We start from the raw sequence: 16,973 nt of genomic DNA on the forward strand, positions 1-16,973 counted from the left end.
GCTCCGTTAGTCATCATTAATCTTATGCAGCAATTTATCTGCATATTCACCGCGTAAAAACCCGGTACTCAGCCCCACCTGTCGTAGTTTTAGTTCAAGGAGCGATAAACGGCGGCTCACTTCCTGATACCGTGGATCGTCCTGACGAATACCTTTAAGTAGATCCAATAGCTGAACGGCTTCTTTACGCTGTTCAAGCTCCGGGGGAAGGCAACCGGCATTTTTGAGTAAACGGTAGCCAGTCCGTAGTTCAGGCGGCACATGTGAGTCATCATCCAGGGCCAGCGGCTCACCGCTGCCGGGCAAATTATCAAACTCACCTTTAGTCTGTGCATCGGTAATATGGCGCTCTGCCCACTGGTCCAGTAACCACATACAACAACTCCAGGGGATGGACAAAAAGAGTACAGATATTGTAGATAAGTGGGGATACGGCGGATATAAAAAAACCCGCCGGAGCGGGTTTTTTTACGTTACTACAGATTACTCTGCAGCAGCTTCTGCTTTCGACTCAGAACGATCAACCAGCTCGATGTATGCCATCGGCGCGTTGTCGCCTGCACGGAAGCCACACTTCAGAATGCGAGTGTAACCACCGGCGCGGCTCGCGAAACGCGGGCCCAGTTCGTTAAACAGTTTTGCCACGATCTCGTTATCACGAGTACGGGCGAATGCCAGACGACGATTAGCTACGCTATCAGTCTTGGCAAGAGTAATCAGCGGCTCAACTACGCGACGCAGCTCTTTCGCTTTAGGCAGGGTCGTCTTGATGATCTCATGACGAACCAGTGAACCTGCCATGTTGCGGAACATAGCCTGGCGATGGCTGCTGTTGCGGTTCAGTTGACGACCACTCTTACGATGGCGCATGACCTTATCCTTCTCAGTAAAACCTTAACCTGTGATCCGGTTACTCGTCAGCGATGCTTGCCGGTGGCCAGTTTTCCAGGCGCATGCCCAGAGACAGTCCACGGGAAGCCAGCACGTCTTTAATCTCAGTAAGAGATTTTTTACCCAGGTTAGGCGTCTTAAGGAGCTCAACCTCGGTACGCTGTACCAGATCACCGATATAGTGGATAGCTTCTGCTTTAAGGCAGTTAGCAGAGCGGACAGTCAATTCCAGATCGTCAACAGGGCGCAGCAGGATCGGATCGAATTCTGGTTTCTCTTCTTTCACTTCCGGCTGACGTACATCACGTAAGTCAACGAAAGCTTCCAGTTGTTCAGCCAGAATGGTTGCCGCACGACGAATCGCCTCTTCAGGATCGATTGTGCCGTTGGTTTCCATTTCGATGACCAGCTTGTCCAGGTCGGTACGCTGTTCTACACGCGCTGCTTCAACATTGTAGGCAATACGCTCTACAGGGCTGTAGCATGCGTCGACCAGCAGACGGCCGATTGGGCGCTCATCTTCTTCCGAATGAATTCGGGTAGAAGCCGGCACATAACCACGACCGCGCTGAACTTTGATACGCATGCTAATAGACGCGTTCTCATCGGTCAGGTGGCAGATCACGTGCTGCGGCTTGACGATTTCGACATCCCCGTCATGGGTAATGTCGGCTGCAGTCACAGGGCCAATGCCAGATTTATTCAAGGTAAGAATAACTTCATCTTTACCCTGAACTCTCACCGCCAGCCCTTTCAGGTTGAGCAGGATTTCCAGGATGTCTTCCTGAACGCCTTCTTTGGTGCTGTACTCATGTAGTACACCATCAATCTCAACCTCGGTCACCGCGCAACCCGGCATCGATGAGAGCAGAATACGGCGCAGTGCGTTACCCAGAGTATGGCCAAAGCCACGCTCTAAAGGCTCAAGGGTCACCTTGGCGTGCGTCGAACTCACTTGCTCGATATCTACCAGGCGCGGTTTTAGAAACTCTGTCACAGAACCCTGCATTGTGTCCTCTCTTTGGTACTAAGCTTTACTTGGAGTAAAGCTCGACGATCAGGTGTTCGTTAATGTCCGCAGACAGATCAGAACGCTCAGGCTTACGCTTAAACGTACCTTCCATCTTGCCAGCATCAACTTCCAGCCAGGTTGGCTTTTCACGCTGCTCAGCCAGCTCCAGAGCGGCTTTCACGCGAGACTGCTTCTTCGCTTTCTCACGAATGCTAACAACGTCATTCGGACTAACCTGATAAGAAGCGATGTTAACAACACGACCGTTTACCATAATTGCTTTATGGCTAACCAACTGGCGTGCTTCTGCACGAGTGGCGCCGAAGCCCATACGGTATACAACGTTGTCCAGACGACCTTCCAGCAGAGCCAACAGGTTTTCACCGGTGTTGCCTTTCAGACGCGCTGCTTCTTTGTAGTAGTTACGGAACTGACGCTCCAGCACACCATAGATACGGCGAACTTTTTGCTTTTCACGCAACTGCACACCATAGTCAGACAGACGCGGTTTACGCGCACCGTGCTGGCCAGGAGCTTGTTCAATTTTACACTTGGTATCGATCGCGCGAACGCCAGACTTAAGGAATAAGTCGGTGCCCTCACGACGGCTCAGCTTGAGCTTAGGACCCAAATATCTTGCCATTTTCTTTCTCCAACAAACCTGGAAAACGAAGCGTTATACGCGACGTTTTTTCGGCGGACGACAACCGTTATGAGGGATCGGAGTCACATCAGTAATATTAGTGATGCGGAAACCAGCGGCGTTCAGTGCACGAATGGTAGATTCGCGACCTGGACCCGGACCTTTAACCATAACTTCCAGATTCTTGATACCGTATTCTTTTACGGCGTCAGCGCAACGCTCTGCTGCAACCTGAGCTGCAAACGGAGTGGATTTGCGAGAACCACGGAAACCGGAACCACCGGCTGTTGCCCAACCCAGCGCGTTACCCTGACGATCAGTGATAGTCACGATGGTGTTGTTGAAAGAAGCATGGATATGAGCCACGCCGTCAGAGACTTGTTTTCTTACACGTTTACGTGCACGAATTGGTGCCTTTGCCATTATTCAATCACCCCGATTATTTCTTGATCGGTTTGCGCGGACCCTTACGGGTACGTGCGTTGGTCTTGGTACGCTGACCGCGAACCGGGAGACCACGACGATGACGCAAACCGCGATAGCAACCAAGATCCATCAGGCGCTTGATGCTCATGCTGATTTCACGGCGCAGATCACCTTCAACGACAAATTTGGCAACTTCGTCACGCAGCGTGTCGATTTGTTCTTCAGACAGCTCACTGATCTTAACATTTTCAGCGATACCCGCTGCAGCCAGAATGGCTTTAGAACGGGTCTTACCGACGCCGTAGATCGAAGTTAACGCGATCACAGCATGTTTCTGATCAGGAATGTTAATGCCTGCTATACGGGCCACTATGCACTCCTACTATTTAATATGTACGCACCATGCTGAAAAGCCCGTTTTCAGGATACTCAAATGGAAACGTACAGACATACAAAAGATTGGCTGGCTAATCTAGCCAGCTCAACCCAACTTTGCAAGAAAAATATGCGAATAAATCAGCCTTGGCGCTGTTTATGCTTCGGCTCGGCACTGCAAATCACGCGGATGACGCCATCACGCTTAACGATTTTGCAGTTACGGCATAATTTCTTGACGGAAGCACGAACTTTCATTTTTACTCTCCGTAACTTCTCGGGCGACCAATTAACGGCCGTAGCCTTTCAGGTTCGCCTTCTTCAATGCAGACTCATACTGACTGGACATCATCAGAGTTTGCACTTGAGCCATAAAGTCCATAATCACGACGACAACGATAAGCAGTGAGGTCCCACCAAAGTAGAACGGTACTTTCATTGCATCACGCATGAACTCCGGGATCAGGCAGATAAAGGTAATGTAAAGCGCACCAACCAAAGTCAGGCGGGTCATTACTTTATCGATATACTTCGCCGTTTGCTCTCCCGGACGAATTCCTGGTACAAATGCACCGGACTTCTTCAGGTTATCTGCTGTTTCACGCGGGTTGAAAACCAACGCCGTGTAGAAGAAACAGAAGAAGATGATTGCAGACGCATAGAGTAACACATAAAGCGGTTGCCCAGGCTGCAAATACAGCGAAATTGTTGTCAGCCAGTTCCAACCAGTACCGCCCCCGAACCATGACGCGATGGTTGCCGGGAACAGAATAATACTGGAAGCGAAAATTGCCGGGATTACCCCCGCCATATTCACTTTCAGCGGTAAATGTGTGCTCTGTGCAGCATAGACACGACGACCCTGCTGACGTTTTGCGTAGTTTACCACAATGCGGCGTTGACCACGCTCAACAAATACAACAAAGAACGTCACTGCAAATACTAATACTGCAACCAACAGCAACACGAGGAAGTGCAGGTCGCCTTGACGCGCTTGCTCGATAGTATGGGCAATGGCTGGCGGGAGTCCCGCGACAATACCGGCGAAGATAATGATTGAGATACCGTTGCCGATACCACGTTCAGTAATCTGTTCGCCCAACCACATCAGGAACATGGTTCCTGTAACCAGACTTACAACAGCGGTGAAATAGAATGCAAAGCCCGGATTCATTACCAGGCCTTGCATACCAGGCATATTCGGCAGACCGGTAGCAATACCGATCGACTGGAATATCGCCAGCACCAGAGTACCGTAGCGGGTGTACTGGCTGATCTTACGACGACCAGACTCCCCTTCTTTCTTAATTTCTGCCAGCGTTGGGTGAACCACCGTCAGCAGCTGGATAATAATCGACGCCGAAATATACGGCATGATACCCAGAGCAAAGATAGAAGCACGGCTGAGTGCACCACCAGAGAACATGTTAAACATTTCAATGATGGTGCCTCGCTGTTGCTCAAGCAGTTTGGCAAGTACAGCGGCATCAATACCAGGGATCGGAATAAAAGAGCCAATACGGAACACAATCAGCGCGCCGATAACAAACAGCAGTCTGCGTTTCAGCTCGCCTAAGCCACCTTTGGCGCTTTGAAAATCTAATCCCGGTTGTTTAGCCATCTGCTACTTATTCCTCGATTTTACCGCCAGCAGCTTCGATAGCAGCACGAGCGCCTTTAGTAACACGCAGGCCGCGAACAGTTACCGGAGTAGTGACTTCACCAGCCAGGATCACTTTCGCGAACTCGATCTGGATACCGATAATGTTAGCCGCTTTCAGCGTGTTCAGGTCTACTACGCCGCCTTCTACTTTAGCCAGGTCAGACAGACGAACTTCGGCTGTAATCGCTGCTTTGCGAGAAGTGAAGCCGAATTTCGGCAGACGACGGTACAGAGGCATCTGACCACCCTCGAAACCGCGACGTACGCCACCGCCAGAACGAGACTTCTGACCTTTGTGACCACGACCACCGGTTTTACCGAGGCCAGAACCGATACCACGACCCAGGCGTTTACCCGCCTTTTTGGAGCCTTCGGCCGGAGACAGAGTATTTAAACGCATCTCTTACTCCTCAACTTTAACCATGAAGGAAACCGCGTTGACCATACCACGAACAGCAGGAGTATCCTCGCGCTCTACGGTGTGACCAATACGACGCAGACCCAGGCCAAGCAGCGTTGCCTTGTGTTTCGGCAGACGACCGATTGCACTGCGGGTTTGAGTAATTTTAATAGTCTTTGCCATGGTTTATTTCCCCAGAATTTCTTCAACGGATTTACCACGCTTGGCAGCGACCATTTCTGGAGAATTCATATTTTCCAGGCCATCAATAGTTGCACGAACCACGTTGATCGGGTTGGTGGAACCATATGCTTTAGCCAGAACGTTATGAACCCCAGCAACTTCCAGAACGGCGCGCATTGCACCACCGGCGATGATACCGGTACCTTCGGAAGCTGGCTGCATGAATACACGAGAACCCGTGTGAACACCTTTAACCGGGTGTTGCAGGGTGCCGTTGTTCAGCGCGACGTTAATCATATTGCGACGGGCTTTTTCCATCGCTTTCTGGATCGCTGCTGGAACTTCACGCGCTTTACCGTAACCAAAACCAACGCGACCGTTACCATCGCCAACTACAGTCAGAGCTGTGAAGGAGAAAATACGACCACCTTTAACGGTTTTAGATACGCGGTTTACCGCGATCAGCTTTTCCTGCAGTTCGCCAGCTTGTTTTTCGATGTGAGCCATCTTACACCTCTACCTTAGAACTGAAGGCCAGCTTCACGGGCAGCATCTGCCAGTGCCTGGACACGACCATGATATTGGAACCCGGAACGGTCAAAGGACACATCTTTGATGCCTTTTTCCAGAGCGCGTTCAGCGACAGCTTTACCCACAGCTGCAGCCGCGTCTTTGTTACCGGTGTACTTCAGTTGTTCAGCGATAGCTTTTTCTACAGTAGAAGCAGCTACCAGAACTTCAGAACCGTTCGGTGCAATTACCTGTGCGTAAATGTGACGCGGGGTACGATGTACCACCAGGCGAGTTGCGCCCAGCTCCTGGAGCTTGCGGCGTGCGCGGGTCGCACGACGGATACGAGCAGATTTCTTATCCATAGTGTTACCTTACTTCTTCTTAGCCTCTTTGGTACGCACGACTTCGTCGGCGTAACGAACACCCTTGCCTTTGTAAGGCTCAGGACGACGGTAGGCGCGCAGATCTGCTGCAACCTGACCGATCACCTGCTTATCAGCGCCTTTCAGCACGATTTCAGTCTGAGTCGGACATTCTGCAGTAATACCTGCTGGCAGCTGGTGGTCAACCGGGTGAGAGAAACCTAAGGACAGGTTTACTACATTCCCTTTAACCGCTGCACGATAACCTACACCAACCAGCTGCAGCTTCTTAGTGAAGCCTTCGGTAACACCGATAACCATTGAGTTCAGCAGGGCACGCGCGGTACCAGCCTGAGCCCAACCGTCTACGTAACCATCACGCGGACCGAAGGTCAGTGCATTATCTGCATGTTTAACTTCAACAGCATCGTTGAGAGTACGAGTCAGCTCGCCGTTTTTACCTTTGATCGTAATAACCTGACCGTTGATTTTTACATCAACGCCGGCAGGAACAACGACCGGTGCTTTAGCAACACGAGACATTTTTTCCTCCGATTAGGCTACGTAGCAGATAATTTCGCCACCAAGACCAGCCTGGCGCGCTGCACGATCAGTCATAACACCTTTAGAGGTAGAAACAACTGCGATACCCAGACCCGCCATAACTTTCGGCAGCTCATCTTTACGTTTGTAGATGCGCAGACCTGGGCGGCTGACACGCTGAATGCTTTCTACAACAGCTTTACCCTGGAAATACTTAAGAGTCAGTTCCAGTTCCGGCTTGGTGTCGCCTTCAACTTTAAAATCTTCGATAAAACCTTCTTCCTTCAGCACGTTGGCAATTGCCACTTTCAGCTTGGAGGAAGGCATGGTGACCGCAGCTTTGTTCGCGGCCTGACCGTTACGGATACGGGTCAGCATATCCGCGATCGGATCTTGCATGCTCATCTGTCTTTACTCCCGTGATTCAATTGGTGACAATTACCAGCTAGCCTTTTTCAAGCCTGGTACTTCACCGCGCATAGCGGCTTCACGTAACTTGATACGGCTCAACCCGAACTTGCCCACATAACCATGTGGACGACCTGTTTGACGGCAGCGGTTACGCTGACGAGACGGGCTGGAATCACGCGGCAGAGTCTGCAGCTTAAGAACAGCGTTCCAACGATCTTCGTCGGAAGCGTTCACATCAGAGATGATCGCTTTCAGTTCAGCGCGTTTCGCGAAGTATTTATCAGCTAAAGCTACGCGTTTTACTTCGCGTGCTTTCATTGATTGCTTAGCCATTCAGTAACCCTACCTTACTTGCGGAACGGGAAGTCAAAGGCAGCCAGCAGAGCACGGCCTTCTTCGTCAGATTTCGCAGTAGTGGTAATGGTAATATCCAAACCACGAACGCGGTCGACTTTATCGTAGTCGATTTCTGGGAAGATGATCTGCTCACGGACACCCATGCTGTAGTTACCACGACCGTCGAAAGACTTAGCGGACAGGCCACGGAAGTCACGGATACGCGGTACAGCAATAGTGATCAGGCGCTCAAAGAACTCCCACATGCGTTCGCCACGCAGAGTTACTTTACAGCCGATCGGATAGCCCTGACGGATTTTGAAGCCTGCAACAGATTTGCGTGCTTTGGTGATCAACGGTTTTTGACCGGAGATTGCTGCCAGGTCAGCTGCTGCGTTATCCAGCAGTTTCTTGTCAGCGATCGCTTCACCAACACCCATGTTCAGGGTGATCTTCTCGACCCGAGGGACTTGCATGACAGAATTGTAGTTAAACTCAGTCATGAGTTTATTAACTACTTCGTCTTTGTAGTAATCATGCAGTTTCGCCATCGTACTACTCCAAATTACTTGATAGTTTCGCTGTTAGATTTGAAGAAACGGACTTTTTTACCGTCTTCGAATCTAAAGCCTACACGGTCAGCCTTACCGGTTGCCGCATTGAAGATTGCAATGTTGGAAACCTGAATAGCGGCTTCTTTTTCAACGATGCCACCCGGTTGGTTCAGAGCCGGAACCGGCTTCTGGTGTTTCTTAACCAGGTTGATACCTTCAACAATGACCTTGCCGGAAGACAGGACATTCTTAACTTTACCGCGTTTACCTTTATCTTTACCGGTTAACACGATAACTTCGTCATCACGACGGATTTTCGCTGCCATGATTCGCTCCTTAGAGTACTTCTGGTGCCAGAGAGATAATTTTCATGAACTTCTCGGTACGAAGCTCACGAGTTACCGGCCCAAAAATACGCGTACCGATAGGCTGCTCGCTGTTATTGTTCAGAATAACGCATGCATTACCATCGAAGCGAATGACAGAACCGTCCGGGCGACGAACACCCTTCTTGGTGCGCACCACTACCGCCTTCAGCACATCACCTTTTTTGACCTTACCACGCGGAATTGCTTCTTTGATGGTGATCTTGATGATGTCGCCTACGCCTGCGTAGCGACGGTGCGAGCCACCCAGAACCTTGATACACATTACGCGACGTGCACCGGAGTTGTCGGCGACGTTCAGCATAGTCTGTTCTTGGATCATTTTAGTGCTCCGCTAATGTCAACTACTACTGAGACCCGAAAATCAGGTCGTTAAAAAAGCCCCATATCGGGGGCGCGGCATTATAACACCGCTTCAACGATATGGGTAGAAAAAATAAACGGCCCATCGCTGAGCCGTTTATTCGTTGAGAATGGGTACTGTATTACAGAACCGCTTTCTCTACAACGCGAACCAGCGTCCAGGACTTAGTCTTGGACAGTGGGCGGCATTCGCGGATTTCAACCACGTCACCGGTACCACATTCGTTGTTCTCGTCATGTACGTGCAGTTTGGTCGTACGCTTGATGAATTTACCGTAGATCGGGTGTTTCACAAAACGTTCGATAGCAACAACAATGGATTTCTCCATTTTGTCGCTAACAACGCGACCTTGCAGAGTACGGATTTTATCGGTCATTACGCACCCGCCTTCTCAGTCAGTAAAGTCTTAACGCGTGCGACATCACGACGCACTTGCTTCAACAGGTGAGACTGTTGCAGCTGGCCACTTGCAGCCTGCATACGCAGGTTGAACTGCTCACGCAGCAGGTTCAGCAGCTCGGTGTTCAGCTCTTCAACACTCTTCTCACGCAGCTCTTTTGCTTTCATTACATCACCGTCTTAGTTACAAAGGTGGTTTTAATCGGCAGTTTCGCTGCTGCCAGCTTGAATGCTTCACGGGCCAGCTCTTCCGGTACGCCGTCCATTTCATACAGGACTTTACCCGGCTGAATCAAGGCAACCCAATACTCCACGTTACCTTTACCTTTACCCATACGCACTGCCAGCGGCTTTTCAGTGATCGGTTTGTCCGGGAATACACGGATCCAGATCTTACCTTGACGCTTAACTGCACGGGTCATAGCACGACGTGCTGCTTCGATCTGACGGGCAGTCAGACGACCACGGCCAACAGCTTTCAGACCGAAGCTGCCGAAGCTAACATCCGTACCCTGCGCCAGACCGCGGTTACGGCCTTTGTGCATTTTACGGAATTTTGTACGCTTTGGTTGTAACATCAGCGACGCTCCTTATTTACGGCCTTTACGCTGCTGCTTTTTCGGTTGAGCAGCCGGTTTTTCCGGTTGTTCAACAGCAGCCATACCACCCAGGATCTCGCCTTTGAAGATCCACACTTTAACGCCGATTACACCGTAAGTGGTGTGCGCTTCAGAGGTGTTGTAGTCGATGTCAGCACGCAGAGTGTGCAGCGGTACGCGACCTTCACGGTACCATTCGGTACGAGCGATTTCCGCGCCGCCCAGACGGCCGCTAACTTCAACTTTAATACCTTTAGCGCCCAGACGCATTGCGTTCTGTACAGCACGCTTCATAGCACGACGGAACATAACACGACGTTCCAGCTGAGAAGTGATGCTGTCAGCAACCAATTTTGCGTCCAGTTCAGGCTTACGAACTTCGGCGATATTGATCTGTGCAGGAACGCCAGCGATATCCGCTACGACCTTACGCAGTTTTTCTACGTCTTCGCCTTTCTTACCGATAACGATACCCGGACGAGCAGTGTGAATAGTCACACGGATGCTCTTAGCCGGACGCTCGATAACGATACGAGATACGGACGCTTTAGCCAGTTCCTTCGTCAGGTACTGACGTACTTTAAAATCGCTGTCCAGGTTGTCAGCGAATTCTTTGGTGTTCGCAAACCAGGTAGAGTTCCATGGTTTTACAATACCCAGGCGAATACCATTAGGATGTACTTTCTGACCCATTGCTAGTCTCCAGAGTCTCAGCGATCGGACACAACCACAGTAATGTGGCTGGTGCGCTTCAGGATGCGATCTGCACGACCTTTTGCACGCGGCATAATGCGCTTCATGCTCGGGCCTTCGTCTACGAAAATTTTCGTAACTTTCAGATCGTCAATGTCAGCGCCATCGTTGTGTTCAGCGTTAGCAATGGCAGATTCCAGGACTTTCTTGACCAGTACAGCCGCTTTCTTGTTGGTGTAGGTCAAAATATCCAGAGCCTGCGACACTTTCTTACCGCGAATCAGGTCAGCAACAAGGCGAACCTTCTGAGCAGAAGAACGAGCATGGCGATGTTTAGCGATAGTTTCCATCTCTTCCTCCTACCTTATTTCTTCTTCGCTTTTTTATCAGCAGCGTGGCCGCGATAAGTACGAGTCGGTGCGAATTCACCCAGTTTGTGACCGACCATTTCATCGGTTACAAATACCGGAACGTGCTGACGACCATTATGGACAGCGATGGTCAAACCGATCATGTTAGGAAAGATCGTTGAACGACGGGACCAAGTGCGCAGGGGCTTCTTGTCTCCGCTTTCCACCGCTTTCTCTACCTTCTTCAGCAAGTGCAGGTCAATAAAAGGACCTTTCTTGAGAGAACGTGGCATGGCTTATCCTCTAAAATTATTTGCTACGGCGACGTACGATGAATTTATCAGTACGCTTGTTGCTGCGGGTCTTCTTACCTTTGGTCTGAACGCCCCACGGAGTTACCGGGTGCTTACCAAAGTTACGACCTTCACCACCACCATGTGGGTGGTCTACTGGGTTCATCGCGGTACCGCGAACGGTCGGACGAACACCACGCCAGCGTGCAGCACCTGCTTTACCCAGAACGCGCAGCATATGCTCAGCATTGCCAACTTCGCCCAGAGTTGCACGGCAGTCTGCTTCGACTTTACGCATTTCACCAGAACGCAGACGCAGGGTGACATAAGCACCATCGCGCGCAACGATCTGAACGTAAGTACCAGCGGAACGTGCCAGCTGACCGCCTTTACCTGGTTTCATTTCTACGTTATGAACGGTAGAACCAACCGGGATGTTGCGCATCGGCAGGGTGTTGCCTGGTTTGATTGCAGCATCAACGCCAGATTGAATCTGGTCGCCAGCTTTCAGGCCTTTAGGGGCCAGGATGTAACGGCGCTCACCGTCTTTGTACAGAACCAGCGCGATGTTCGCGGAACGGTTCGGATCGTACTCAAGACGTTCAACAACTGCCGGGATACCATCTTTGTTGCGTTTGAAGTCAACAATACGGTATGCCTGCTTGTGGCCACCACCGATATGACGAGTGGTGATACGGCCATTGTTGTTACGACCACCGGATTTGCTGTTTTTTTCCAGCAACGGAGCAAAAGGTTTGCCCTTGTGCAGCTCAGGGTTAACCACTTTAACTACGTGGCGACGACCCGGAGATGTCGGTTTACATTTAACAACTGCCATTGTATTACTCCTCCGACTTACTCAGCGCCGCCAACGAAGTCCAGATTCTGGCCTTCTTTCAGGGTGACGTAAGCTTTTTTCCAGTCGCTACGACGACCGATACGCTGTCCGTGACGTTTAACTTTCCCTTTAACAACCAGGGTGTTAACGACTTCGACTTCGACTTCAAACAGTTTCTGCACAGCAGCTTTGATTTCTGCTTTGGTCGCGTCTTTAGCAACTTTGAGAACGATGGTGTTGGTTTTTTCCATCGCAGTAGACGCTTTTTCAGAAACGTGCGGTGCGCGCAGCACCTTCAGCAGACGTTCTTCACGAATCATGCCAGCATCTCCTCAACTTGCTTAACAGCATCAGCAGTCATTACGACTTTGTCGAAGGCGATCAGGCTAACCGGGTCGATACCAGTTGCATCGCGTACGTCAACCTTGTGCAGGTTGCGCGCAGCCAGAAACAGGTTCTCGTCCAGCTCACCGGTGATGATCAGCACATCTTCCAGAGCCATGTCTTTCAGTTTCTGAGCCAGCAGCTTAGTTTTAGGCGCTTCTACAGAGAACTTCTCGACAACGATCAGACGATCCTGACGTACCAGTTCGGACAGAATGCTTTTCAGCGCGCCGCGGTACATCTTCTTGTTAACTTTTTGACTGTGGTCCTGCGGACGTGCAGCGAAGGTCACGCCACCAGAACGCCAGATCGGGCTCTTGATAGAACCAGAACGCGCACGGCCGGTACCTTTCTGGCGCCACGGTTTTTTACCGGAACCAGTTACTTCAGCACGAGTCTTCTGAGCACGAGTGCCCTGACGAGCACCAGCTGCATAAGCAACAACAACCTGGTGAACCAGCGCTTCGTTGAAATCACGACCGAAGGTAGTTTCGGAAACAGTCAGCGCGCTCTGCGCGTCTTTCAATACTAATTCCATTGCTATCCCCTTACGCCTTCACAGCTGGTTTAACGATCAGGTCGCAACCGGTTGCACCCGGAACACCACCTTTAACCAGCAGCAGGTTGCGCTCAGCGTCAACACGTACTACGTCCAGGCTCTGAACGGTTACACGTTCGTTACCCAGCTGACCTGCCATTTTCTTGCCTTTGAACACTTTGCCCGGAGTCTGGTTCTGACCGATAGAACCCGGAACGCGGTGAGACAAGGAGTTACCGTGAGTAGCGTCCTGGGTACGGAAGTTCCAGCGCTTAACGGTACCTGCGAAACCTTTACCTTTAGAGGTGCCAGTTACGTCAACTTTTTTAACGTCAGCAAACAGTTCAACGCTAATGCTCTGACCAACGGTGTATTCTTCACCCTCTGCCAGACGGAACTCCCACAGGCCGCGGCCAGCTTCTACGCCAGCTTTAGCAAAGTGGCCAGCTTCCGGCTTGGTTACACGGTTAGCTTTTTTAGCACCAGTGGTAACCTGAACAGCGCGGTAGCCATCGTTAGCCAGATCTTTAACCTGAGTAACGCGGTTTGCTTCAACTTCGATTACGGTTACTGGGATAGAGACGCCATCTTCAGTGAAGATGCGGGTCATACCCACTTTTTTACCGACTAAACCAATCATTGTTTCAACCTCTCAATCGCTCGATGACCTGATTAACCCAGGCTGATCTGCACGTCTACACCGGCAGCCAGGTCCAGACGCATCAGAGCATCAACGGTTTTCTCGGTTGGCTCAACGATGTCAACCAGACGCTTGTGAGTGCGAATTTCGTACTGATCGCGCGCGTCTTTGTTAACGTGCGGGGAGATCAGAACGGTAAAGCGCTCTTTGCGGGTCGGCAGCGGGATCGGACCACGGACTTGCGCACCAGTGCGCTTAGCAGTCTCGACGATTTCCGCGGTTGATTGATCGATCAGACGATGATCAAACGCTTTCAGGCGGATACGGATTCTTTGGTTCTGCATGAGACCAGAGCTCCAATTATTTTATAAACGAAAATGATTACTCCTCGTGCCCATTACGATTGATGGGAGAGTGTAACCGTTCTTACGTAGCTCCCCGATTGGGAGCATTGTTAGATAACCAAATCGGCTACCTAAGGTTCAGATCGAACCTGCCGTCAACTAAGACAAGCCCGCGCATTATACGCAAATCTCAGCCTGACGCAAGTGCCGCGTAGATATTAATCATTTCGTCTGTAATGCGAGCAACTTCGCACATGCATTGTGCCGTTTTTGTTTTGCGCATTTTCTTCGGAATACACTGCGCAACGTCATCATTCCTCCGTTGCATGGAAAATGAGTTTCACGGATGGTGAGCGCAACGTTTAATGAGGATGACATGATGCAACCCGACCTCCCCTTCCTGATTATCTACCTCTTATTATCTGCGCTATCCGGGATATATGACGCGCGAACAGGACTCTTGCCCGATCGGTTTACCTGTCCCCTGCTCTGGAGCGGCCTGCTTTATTACCTGTGCTGTTTACCTGACCATTTGCCAGATGCGCTTTGGGGCGCCATTGCGGGTTACGGCGGGTTCGCCTTTCTCTATTGGGGATACCGACTGCTGTATCGCAAAGAAGGGCTCGGATACGGCGATATCAAATTTCTTGCCGCGCTTGGCGCCTGGCATCGTTGGGAGTCATTACCCCTGCTGGTCTTTCTGGCCGCGCTTATTGCCAGCATTAACGTGATGGCGATGTACGTAATAAACGGGAAAGGGGCATTAAAAAACCCGCTGCCGTTCGGGCCATTTCTGGCGGCTGCGGGTTTTATCATTGGCTGGAAAACACTGCTGTCGGGGAGTTAATCGTCCACTTTAATTTGCGATTGCAGGTAATTCTGTAGACCAATTTTTGCAATCAGATCCAGCTCCGTCTCAAGCCAGTCGATATGCCCTTCTTCATCTGTCAGGATCTCAATCATCATGTCCCGGCTAACGTAATCATGAACGCTGTCGGCGTAGGCTATGGCTTCACGTAGATCCTTCGCTCCTTCCAGTTCCAGACGGAGATCTGACTGCAACATCTCTTCGACATCTTCACCAATGCCCAGCTTGCCAAGATCCTGCAAGTTTGGGATACCCTCAAGAAATAAAATACGCTCGATATATTTATCAGCGTGTTTCATTTCATCGATGGATTCATGGTATTCGACGTCATTCAGACGAGTGAGCCCCCAGTTTTTAAACATACGGGCATGGAGAAAGTACTGATTGATTGCGACAAGCTCATTTCCCAATAGTTTATTGAGATAATTTATGATTTTAACATCACCTTTCATTTTATAGTCCCTCCGCTTCCACTCTTAGAGCGTAGATGGGGCTACAAGGATGTCAAAAAAAAGAATGTGACTCAGGCGATTTCTTTAAACTCCGGCATTTGCATTAACTCATCCTGCATCACTTCACGCGCCGCACGGACGCACTTACCGCATTGATTTCCAACAGGAATAAACTTACGTAATTGTTGGAAAGATTGAGGGTGAAACTGACGAACAGCCTGACGAATTTTTTTATCACTTACACCATTACACAAACAAACGTACATGATCGCTCCCGTTCAATTTCTGCGCAAAGTGTAAATGAGAATAGTTATGATTACAATAGCACAAATACGTTTGTGTGCAGGGAGAGGAATAAAAAATGCGACTAAATATGACACTCTTTATATAGCAGGTAGATATGACAGACAGCAAAAAGGGCGCCGAAGCGCCCTTTTTAAGTGCAGAACTAATTATTAAATAATTAGCTCATTACTTTAGCAACAACGCCCGCGCCAACGGTACGGCCGCCTTCACGGATTGCGAAACGCAGACCGTCGTCCATCGCGATCGGGTGGATCAGGGTAACAACCATTTTGATGTTGTCGCCCGGCATTACCATCTCTACGCCTTCCGGCAGTTCGATGGTGCCAGTCACGTCAGTTGTACGGAAGTAGAACTGCGGACGGTAGCCTTTGAAGAACGGAGTATGACGGCCGCCTTCGTCTTTGGACAGAATGTACACTTCAGATTCGAACTTGGTGTGCGGCTTGATGGTGCCCGGCTTAGCCAGTACCTGACCACGTTCGATTTCTTCACGTTTGATACCACGCAGCAGAACACCTACGTTCTCACCAGCACGGCCTTCGTCCAGCAGTTTGCGGAACATTTCAACGCCAGTACAGGTAGACTTCGCAGTCTCTTTGATACCAACGATTTCAACTTCTTCGCCCACTTTGATGATACCGCGCTCTACACGACCGGTAACAACGGTACCACGACCGGAGATGGAGAATACGTCTTCGATCGGCAGCAGGAACGGCTTGTCAATCGCACGCTCTGGTTCCGGGATGTAGGAATCCAGGTAGCCAGCCAGTTCGATGATTTTCGCTTCCCACTCTGCGTCGCCTTCCAGCGCTTTCAGAGCAGAACCACGAACGATCGGCGTGTCGTCGCCCGGGAAATCGTACTGAGACAGCAGTTCACGCACTTCCATCTCAACCAGTTCCAGCAGCTCTTCGTCATCAACCATGTCGCATTTGTTCAGGAACACGATGATGTACGGAACGCCTACCTGACGACCCAGCAGGATGTGCTCACGGGTCTGCGGCATCGGGCCGTCAGTCGCAGCAACAACCAGGATCGCGCCGTCCATCTGCGCAGCACCGGTGATCATGTTTTTAACATAGTCGGCGTGGCCCGGGCAGTCTACGTGCGCGTAGTGGCGAGTCGGGGTGTCGTATTCAACGTGAGAAGTGTTGATGGTGATACCACGAGCTTTTTCTTCCGGCGCGTTATCGATCTGGTCGAATGC

33 protein-coding genes are annotated in these 16,973 nt (G+C 50.6%); 1 reads left to right on the plus strand and 32 read right to left on the minus strand.

Going from position 1 to position 16,973, the window contains the following annotated elements; translation table 11 throughout:
• Positions 1 to 6: 6 nt before the first annotated feature.
• The 29 genes from OGW17_RS21405 to rpsJ form a co-directional block, all read right to left on the minus strand.
• The gene (locus OGW17_RS21405) at positions 7 to 375 is read right to left on the minus strand and encodes a DnaJ family domain-containing protein (RefSeq protein WP_071258094.1); all 369 of its coding nucleotides are present in this window, start codon (positions 373 to 375) and stop codon (positions 7 to 9) included.
• 108 nt (positions 376 to 483) lie between these two features.
• Positions 484 to 870, minus strand: coding sequence for a 50S ribosomal protein L17 (rplQ, locus tag OGW17_RS21410; RefSeq protein ID WP_001216372.1), 387 nt, complete (start codon positions 868 to 870; stop codon positions 484 to 486).
• A 40-nt stretch (positions 871 to 910) separates the two neighbouring features.
• A complete protein-coding gene (locus tag OGW17_RS21415; RefSeq protein WP_001162094.1) occupies positions 911 to 1,900 on the minus strand; it encodes a DNA-directed RNA polymerase subunit alpha in 990 nt (329 codons plus the stop codon).
• A 25-nt stretch (positions 1,901 to 1,925) separates the two neighbouring features.
• Complete coding sequence (gene rpsD, locus OGW17_RS21420; protein WP_000135224.1) at positions 1,926 to 2,546, minus strand: 30S ribosomal protein S4; 621 nt, start codon at positions 2,544 to 2,546, stop codon at positions 1,926 to 1,928.
• A gap of 33 nt (positions 2,547 to 2,579) precedes the next feature.
• Positions 2,580 to 2,969: a 30S ribosomal protein S11 gene (gene rpsK / locus OGW17_RS21425; RefSeq protein WP_001029684.1), complete on the minus strand. Its 390-nt coding sequence runs from the start codon at positions 2,967 to 2,969 to the stop codon at positions 2,580 to 2,582.
• Between the two features lie 16 nt (positions 2,970 to 2,985).
• The gene (gene rpsM / locus OGW17_RS21430) at positions 2,986 to 3,342 is read right to left on the minus strand and encodes a 30S ribosomal protein S13 (RefSeq protein ID WP_000090780.1); all 357 of its coding nucleotides are present in this window, start codon (positions 3,340 to 3,342) and stop codon (positions 2,986 to 2,988) included.
• A 146-nt stretch (positions 3,343 to 3,488) separates the two neighbouring features.
• Positions 3,489 to 3,605: a 50S ribosomal protein L36 gene (rpmJ, locus tag OGW17_RS21435; protein WP_000868187.1), complete on the minus strand. Its 117-nt coding sequence runs from the start codon at positions 3,603 to 3,605 to the stop codon at positions 3,489 to 3,491.
• A gap of 31 nt (positions 3,606 to 3,636) precedes the next feature.
• Positions 3,637 to 4,968: a preprotein translocase subunit SecY gene (secY, locus tag OGW17_RS21440; RefSeq protein WP_001118864.1), complete on the minus strand. Its 1,332-nt coding sequence runs from the start codon at positions 4,966 to 4,968 to the stop codon at positions 3,637 to 3,639.
• A 7-nt stretch (positions 4,969 to 4,975) separates the two neighbouring features.
• On the minus strand, positions 4,976 to 5,410 hold the full coding sequence (gene rplO / locus OGW17_RS21445; protein ID WP_001238917.1) for a 50S ribosomal protein L15: 435 nt from the start codon (positions 5,408 to 5,410) through the stop codon (positions 4,976 to 4,978).
• 3 nt (positions 5,411 to 5,413) lie between these two features.
• Positions 5,414 to 5,593 carry a 50S ribosomal protein L30 gene (rpmD, locus tag OGW17_RS21450; protein ID WP_001140434.1) on the minus strand — a complete coding sequence of 60 codons (180 nt, stop codon included), beginning with the start codon at positions 5,591 to 5,593 and terminating at the stop codon, positions 5,414 to 5,416.
• Positions 5,594 to 5,596: 3 nt separating this feature from the next.
• The gene (gene rpsE / locus OGW17_RS21455; RefSeq protein WP_000940121.1) at positions 5,597 to 6,100 is read right to left on the minus strand and encodes a 30S ribosomal protein S5; all 504 of its coding nucleotides are present in this window, start codon (positions 6,098 to 6,100) and stop codon (positions 5,597 to 5,599) included.
• 14 nt (positions 6,101 to 6,114) lie between these two features.
• On the minus strand, positions 6,115 to 6,468 hold the full coding sequence (gene rplR, locus OGW17_RS21460) for a 50S ribosomal protein L18 (RefSeq protein WP_000358960.1): 354 nt from the start codon (positions 6,466 to 6,468) through the stop codon (positions 6,115 to 6,117).
• A 9-nt stretch (positions 6,469 to 6,477) separates the two neighbouring features.
• The gene (gene rplF, locus OGW17_RS21465) at positions 6,478 to 7,011 is read right to left on the minus strand and encodes a 50S ribosomal protein L6 (RefSeq protein ID WP_012135817.1); all 534 of its coding nucleotides are present in this window, start codon (positions 7,009 to 7,011) and stop codon (positions 6,478 to 6,480) included.
• Between the two features lie 12 nt (positions 7,012 to 7,023).
• Positions 7,024 to 7,416 carry a 30S ribosomal protein S8 gene (rpsH, locus tag OGW17_RS21470; RefSeq protein WP_000062611.1) on the minus strand — a complete coding sequence of 131 codons (393 nt, stop codon included), beginning with the start codon at positions 7,414 to 7,416 and terminating at the stop codon, positions 7,024 to 7,026.
• A gap of 33 nt (positions 7,417 to 7,449) precedes the next feature.
• Positions 7,450 to 7,755, minus strand: a complete 306-nt coding sequence (gene rpsN, locus OGW17_RS21475; protein ID WP_012135425.1) for a 30S ribosomal protein S14 — start codon at positions 7,753 to 7,755, stop codon at positions 7,450 to 7,452.
• 14 nt (positions 7,756 to 7,769) lie between these two features.
• Positions 7,770 to 8,309 carry a 50S ribosomal protein L5 gene (rplE, locus tag OGW17_RS21480; RefSeq protein WP_007702494.1) on the minus strand — a complete coding sequence of 180 codons (540 nt, stop codon included), beginning with the start codon at positions 8,307 to 8,309 and terminating at the stop codon, positions 7,770 to 7,772.
• Between the two features lie 14 nt (positions 8,310 to 8,323).
• Positions 8,324 to 8,638, minus strand: coding sequence for a 50S ribosomal protein L24 (rplX, locus tag OGW17_RS21485; protein ID WP_012135426.1), 315 nt, complete (start codon positions 8,636 to 8,638; stop codon positions 8,324 to 8,326).
• A 10-nt stretch (positions 8,639 to 8,648) separates the two neighbouring features.
• Positions 8,649 to 9,020, minus strand: coding sequence for a 50S ribosomal protein L14 (rplN, locus tag OGW17_RS21490; RefSeq protein ID WP_002919748.1), 372 nt, complete (start codon positions 9,018 to 9,020; stop codon positions 8,649 to 8,651).
• Positions 9,021 to 9,183: 163 nt separating this feature from the next.
• Positions 9,184 to 9,438: a 30S ribosomal protein S17 gene (rpsQ, locus tag OGW17_RS21495; RefSeq protein ID WP_003031120.1), complete on the minus strand. Its 255-nt coding sequence runs from the start codon at positions 9,436 to 9,438 to the stop codon at positions 9,184 to 9,186.
• The gene (rpmC, locus tag OGW17_RS21500; RefSeq protein WP_000644742.1) at positions 9,438 to 9,629 is read right to left on the minus strand and encodes a 50S ribosomal protein L29; all 192 of its coding nucleotides are present in this window, start codon (positions 9,627 to 9,629) and stop codon (positions 9,438 to 9,440) included. The genes rpsQ and rpmC overlap by 1 nt, the downstream gene beginning before the upstream one ends.
• Positions 9,629 to 10,039 (minus strand): 50S ribosomal protein L16, encoded by a 411-nt coding sequence (gene rplP, locus OGW17_RS21505; RefSeq protein ID WP_000941212.1) that lies wholly within the window; start codon positions 10,037 to 10,039, stop codon positions 9,629 to 9,631. The genes rpmC and rplP overlap by 1 nt, the downstream gene beginning before the upstream one ends.
• Before the next feature lie 12 nt (positions 10,040 to 10,051).
• On the minus strand, positions 10,052 to 10,753 hold the full coding sequence (gene rpsC / locus OGW17_RS21510) for a 30S ribosomal protein S3 (protein ID WP_000529945.1): 702 nt from the start codon (positions 10,751 to 10,753) through the stop codon (positions 10,052 to 10,054).
• A gap of 17 nt (positions 10,754 to 10,770) precedes the next feature.
• Positions 10,771 to 11,103, minus strand: coding sequence for a 50S ribosomal protein L22 (gene rplV, locus OGW17_RS21515; RefSeq protein WP_000447529.1), 333 nt, complete (start codon positions 11,101 to 11,103; stop codon positions 10,771 to 10,773).
• A 14-nt stretch (positions 11,104 to 11,117) separates the two neighbouring features.
• On the minus strand, positions 11,118 to 11,396 hold the full coding sequence (gene rpsS / locus OGW17_RS21520) for a 30S ribosomal protein S19 (protein ID WP_001138117.1): 279 nt from the start codon (positions 11,394 to 11,396) through the stop codon (positions 11,118 to 11,120).
• 16 nt (positions 11,397 to 11,412) lie between these two features.
• Positions 11,413 to 12,234, minus strand: coding sequence for a 50S ribosomal protein L2 (gene rplB, locus OGW17_RS21525; protein ID WP_000301864.1), 822 nt, complete (start codon positions 12,232 to 12,234; stop codon positions 11,413 to 11,415).
• 17 nt (positions 12,235 to 12,251) lie between these two features.
• Positions 12,252 to 12,554, minus strand: coding sequence for a 50S ribosomal protein L23 (rplW, locus tag OGW17_RS21530; RefSeq protein WP_000617546.1), 303 nt, complete (start codon positions 12,552 to 12,554; stop codon positions 12,252 to 12,254).
• Positions 12,551 to 13,156: a 50S ribosomal protein L4 gene (rplD, locus tag OGW17_RS21535; protein ID WP_000424395.1), complete on the minus strand. Its 606-nt coding sequence runs from the start codon at positions 13,154 to 13,156 to the stop codon at positions 12,551 to 12,553. Before rplD ends, rplW begins: the two co-directional genes overlap by 4 nt.
• A 10-nt stretch (positions 13,157 to 13,166) precedes the next feature.
• On the minus strand, positions 13,167 to 13,796 hold the full coding sequence (gene rplC / locus OGW17_RS21540; protein ID WP_000579837.1) for a 50S ribosomal protein L3: 630 nt from the start codon (positions 13,794 to 13,796) through the stop codon (positions 13,167 to 13,169).
• Positions 13,797 to 13,828: 32 nt separating this feature from the next.
• Positions 13,829 to 14,140, minus strand: a complete 312-nt coding sequence (rpsJ, locus tag OGW17_RS21545) for a 30S ribosomal protein S10 (RefSeq protein ID WP_001181005.1) — start codon at positions 14,138 to 14,140, stop codon at positions 13,829 to 13,831.
• Positions 14,141 to 14,519: 379 nt separating this feature from the next.
• Here rpsJ and OGW17_RS21550 point away from each other — a divergent pair, with 379 nt between their 5' ends.
• Positions 14,520 to 14,987: a prepilin peptidase gene (locus tag OGW17_RS21550; protein ID WP_049011817.1), complete on the plus strand. Its 468-nt coding sequence runs from the start codon at positions 14,520 to 14,522 to the stop codon at positions 14,985 to 14,987.
• On the opposite strand, the gene bfr is transcribed toward OGW17_RS21550, so the two are convergent.
• From bfr to tuf, 3 genes are all read right to left on the minus strand, one after another.
• Positions 14,984 to 15,460, minus strand: a complete 477-nt coding sequence (bfr, locus tag OGW17_RS21555) for a bacterioferritin (RefSeq protein WP_012135432.1) — start codon at positions 15,458 to 15,460, stop codon at positions 14,984 to 14,986. The genes OGW17_RS21550 and bfr overlap by 4 nt on opposite strands.
• Positions 15,461 to 15,531: 71 nt before the next feature.
• The gene (gene bfd, locus OGW17_RS21560) at positions 15,532 to 15,726 is read right to left on the minus strand and encodes a bacterioferritin-associated ferredoxin (RefSeq protein WP_012135433.1); all 195 of its coding nucleotides are present in this window, start codon (positions 15,724 to 15,726) and stop codon (positions 15,532 to 15,534) included.
• Between the two features lie 197 nt (positions 15,727 to 15,923).
• Positions 15,924 to 16,973 (minus strand): elongation factor Tu (gene tuf, locus OGW17_RS21565; RefSeq protein ID WP_286448899.1); only part of this gene is annotated, 1,050 nt, incomplete at its 5' end.

It is taken from the genome of Citrobacter sp. CK181 (assembly GCF_030333595.1).
In the GTDB taxonomy this organism is placed as follows: Bacteria; Pseudomonadota; Gammaproteobacteria; order Enterobacterales; family Enterobacteriaceae; genus Citrobacter_B; species Citrobacter_B koseri.

Bases quoted from the DNA above. Each gene is read 5' to 3' on its own strand.
- OGW17_RS21405 (WP_071258094.1), bottom strand. From the start codon at position 375: ATGTGGTTACTGGACCAGTGGGCAGAGCGCCATATTACCGATGCACAG.
- rplQ (WP_001216372.1), bottom strand. From the start codon at position 870: ATGCGCCATCGTAAGAGTGGTCGTCAACTGAACCGCAACAGCAGCCAT.
- OGW17_RS21415 (WP_001162094.1), bottom strand. From the start codon at position 1,900: ATGCAGGGTTCTGTGACAGAGTTTCTAAAACCGCGCCTGGTAGATATC.
- rpsD (WP_000135224.1), bottom strand. From the start codon at position 2,546: ATGGCAAGATATTTGGGTCCTAAGCTCAAGCTGAGCCGTCGTGAGGGC.
- rpsK (WP_001029684.1), bottom strand. From the start codon at position 2,969: ATGGCAAAGGCACCAATTCGTGCACGTAAACGTGTAAGAAAACAAGTC.
- rpmJ (WP_000868187.1), bottom strand. From the start codon at position 3,605: ATGAAAGTTCGTGCTTCCGTCAAGAAATTATGCCGTAACTGCAAAATC.
- secY (WP_001118864.1), bottom strand. From the start codon at position 4,968: ATGGCTAAACAACCGGGATTAGATTTTCAAAGCGCCAAAGGTGGCTTA.
- rplO (WP_001238917.1), bottom strand. From the start codon at position 5,410: ATGCGTTTAAATACTCTGTCTCCGGCCGAAGGCTCCAAAAAGGCGGGT.
- rpmD (WP_001140434.1), bottom strand. From the start codon at position 5,593: ATGGCAAAGACTATTAAAATTACTCAAACCCGCAGTGCAATCGGTCGT.
- rpsE (WP_000940121.1), bottom strand. From the start codon at position 6,100: ATGGCTCACATCGAAAAACAAGCTGGCGAACTGCAGGAAAAGCTGATC.
- rplR (WP_000358960.1), bottom strand. From the start codon at position 6,468: ATGGATAAGAAATCTGCTCGTATCCGTCGTGCGACCCGCGCACGCCGC.
- rplF (WP_012135817.1), bottom strand. From the start codon at position 7,011: ATGTCTCGTGTTGCTAAAGCACCGGTCGTTGTTCCTGCCGGCGTTGAT.
- rpsH (WP_000062611.1), bottom strand. From the start codon at position 7,416: ATGAGCATGCAAGATCCGATCGCGGATATGCTGACCCGTATCCGTAAC.
- rpsN (WP_012135425.1), bottom strand. From the start codon at position 7,755: ATGGCTAAGCAATCAATGAAAGCACGCGAAGTAAAACGCGTAGCTTTA.
- rplE (WP_007702494.1), bottom strand. From the start codon at position 8,309: ATGGCGAAACTGCATGATTACTACAAAGACGAAGTAGTTAATAAACTC.
- rplX (WP_012135426.1), bottom strand. From the start codon at position 8,638: ATGGCAGCGAAAATCCGTCGTGATGACGAAGTTATCGTGTTAACCGGT.
- rplN (WP_002919748.1), bottom strand. From the start codon at position 9,020: ATGATCCAAGAACAGACTATGCTGAACGTCGCCGACAACTCCGGTGCA.
- rpsQ (WP_003031120.1), bottom strand. From the start codon at position 9,438: ATGACCGATAAAATCCGTACTCTGCAAGGTCGCGTTGTTAGCGACAAA.
- rpmC (WP_000644742.1), bottom strand. From the start codon at position 9,629: ATGAAAGCAAAAGAGCTGCGTGAGAAGAGTGTTGAAGAGCTGAACACC.
- rplP (WP_000941212.1), bottom strand. From the start codon at position 10,039: ATGTTACAACCAAAGCGTACAAAATTCCGTAAAATGCACAAAGGCCGT.
- rpsC (WP_000529945.1), bottom strand. From the start codon at position 10,753: ATGGGTCAGAAAGTACATCCTAATGGTATTCGCCTGGGTATTGTAAAA.
- rplV (WP_000447529.1), bottom strand. From the start codon at position 11,103: ATGGAAACTATCGCTAAACATCGCCATGCTCGTTCTTCTGCTCAGAAG.
- rpsS (WP_001138117.1), bottom strand. From the start codon at position 11,396: ATGCCACGTTCTCTCAAGAAAGGTCCTTTTATTGACCTGCACTTGCTG.
- rplB (WP_000301864.1), bottom strand. From the start codon at position 12,234: ATGGCAGTTGTTAAATGTAAACCGACATCTCCGGGTCGTCGCCACGTA.
- rplW (WP_000617546.1), bottom strand. From the start codon at position 12,554: ATGATTCGTGAAGAACGTCTGCTGAAGGTGCTGCGCGCACCGCACGTT.
- rplD (WP_000424395.1), bottom strand. From the start codon at position 13,156: ATGGAATTAGTATTGAAAGACGCGCAGAGCGCGCTGACTGTTTCCGAA.
- rplC (WP_000579837.1), bottom strand. From the start codon at position 13,796: ATGATTGGTTTAGTCGGTAAAAAAGTGGGTATGACCCGCATCTTCACT.
- rpsJ (WP_001181005.1), bottom strand. From the start codon at position 14,140: ATGCAGAACCAAAGAATCCGTATCCGCCTGAAAGCGTTTGATCATCGT.
- OGW17_RS21550 (WP_049011817.1), top strand. From the start codon at position 14,520: ATGCAACCCGACCTCCCCTTCCTGATTATCTACCTCTTATTATCTGCG.
- bfr (WP_012135432.1), bottom strand. From the start codon at position 15,460: ATGAAAGGTGATGTTAAAATCATAAATTATCTCAATAAACTATTGGGA.
- bfd (WP_012135433.1), bottom strand. From the start codon at position 15,726: ATGTACGTTTGTTTGTGTAATGGTGTAAGTGATAAAAAAATTCGTCAG.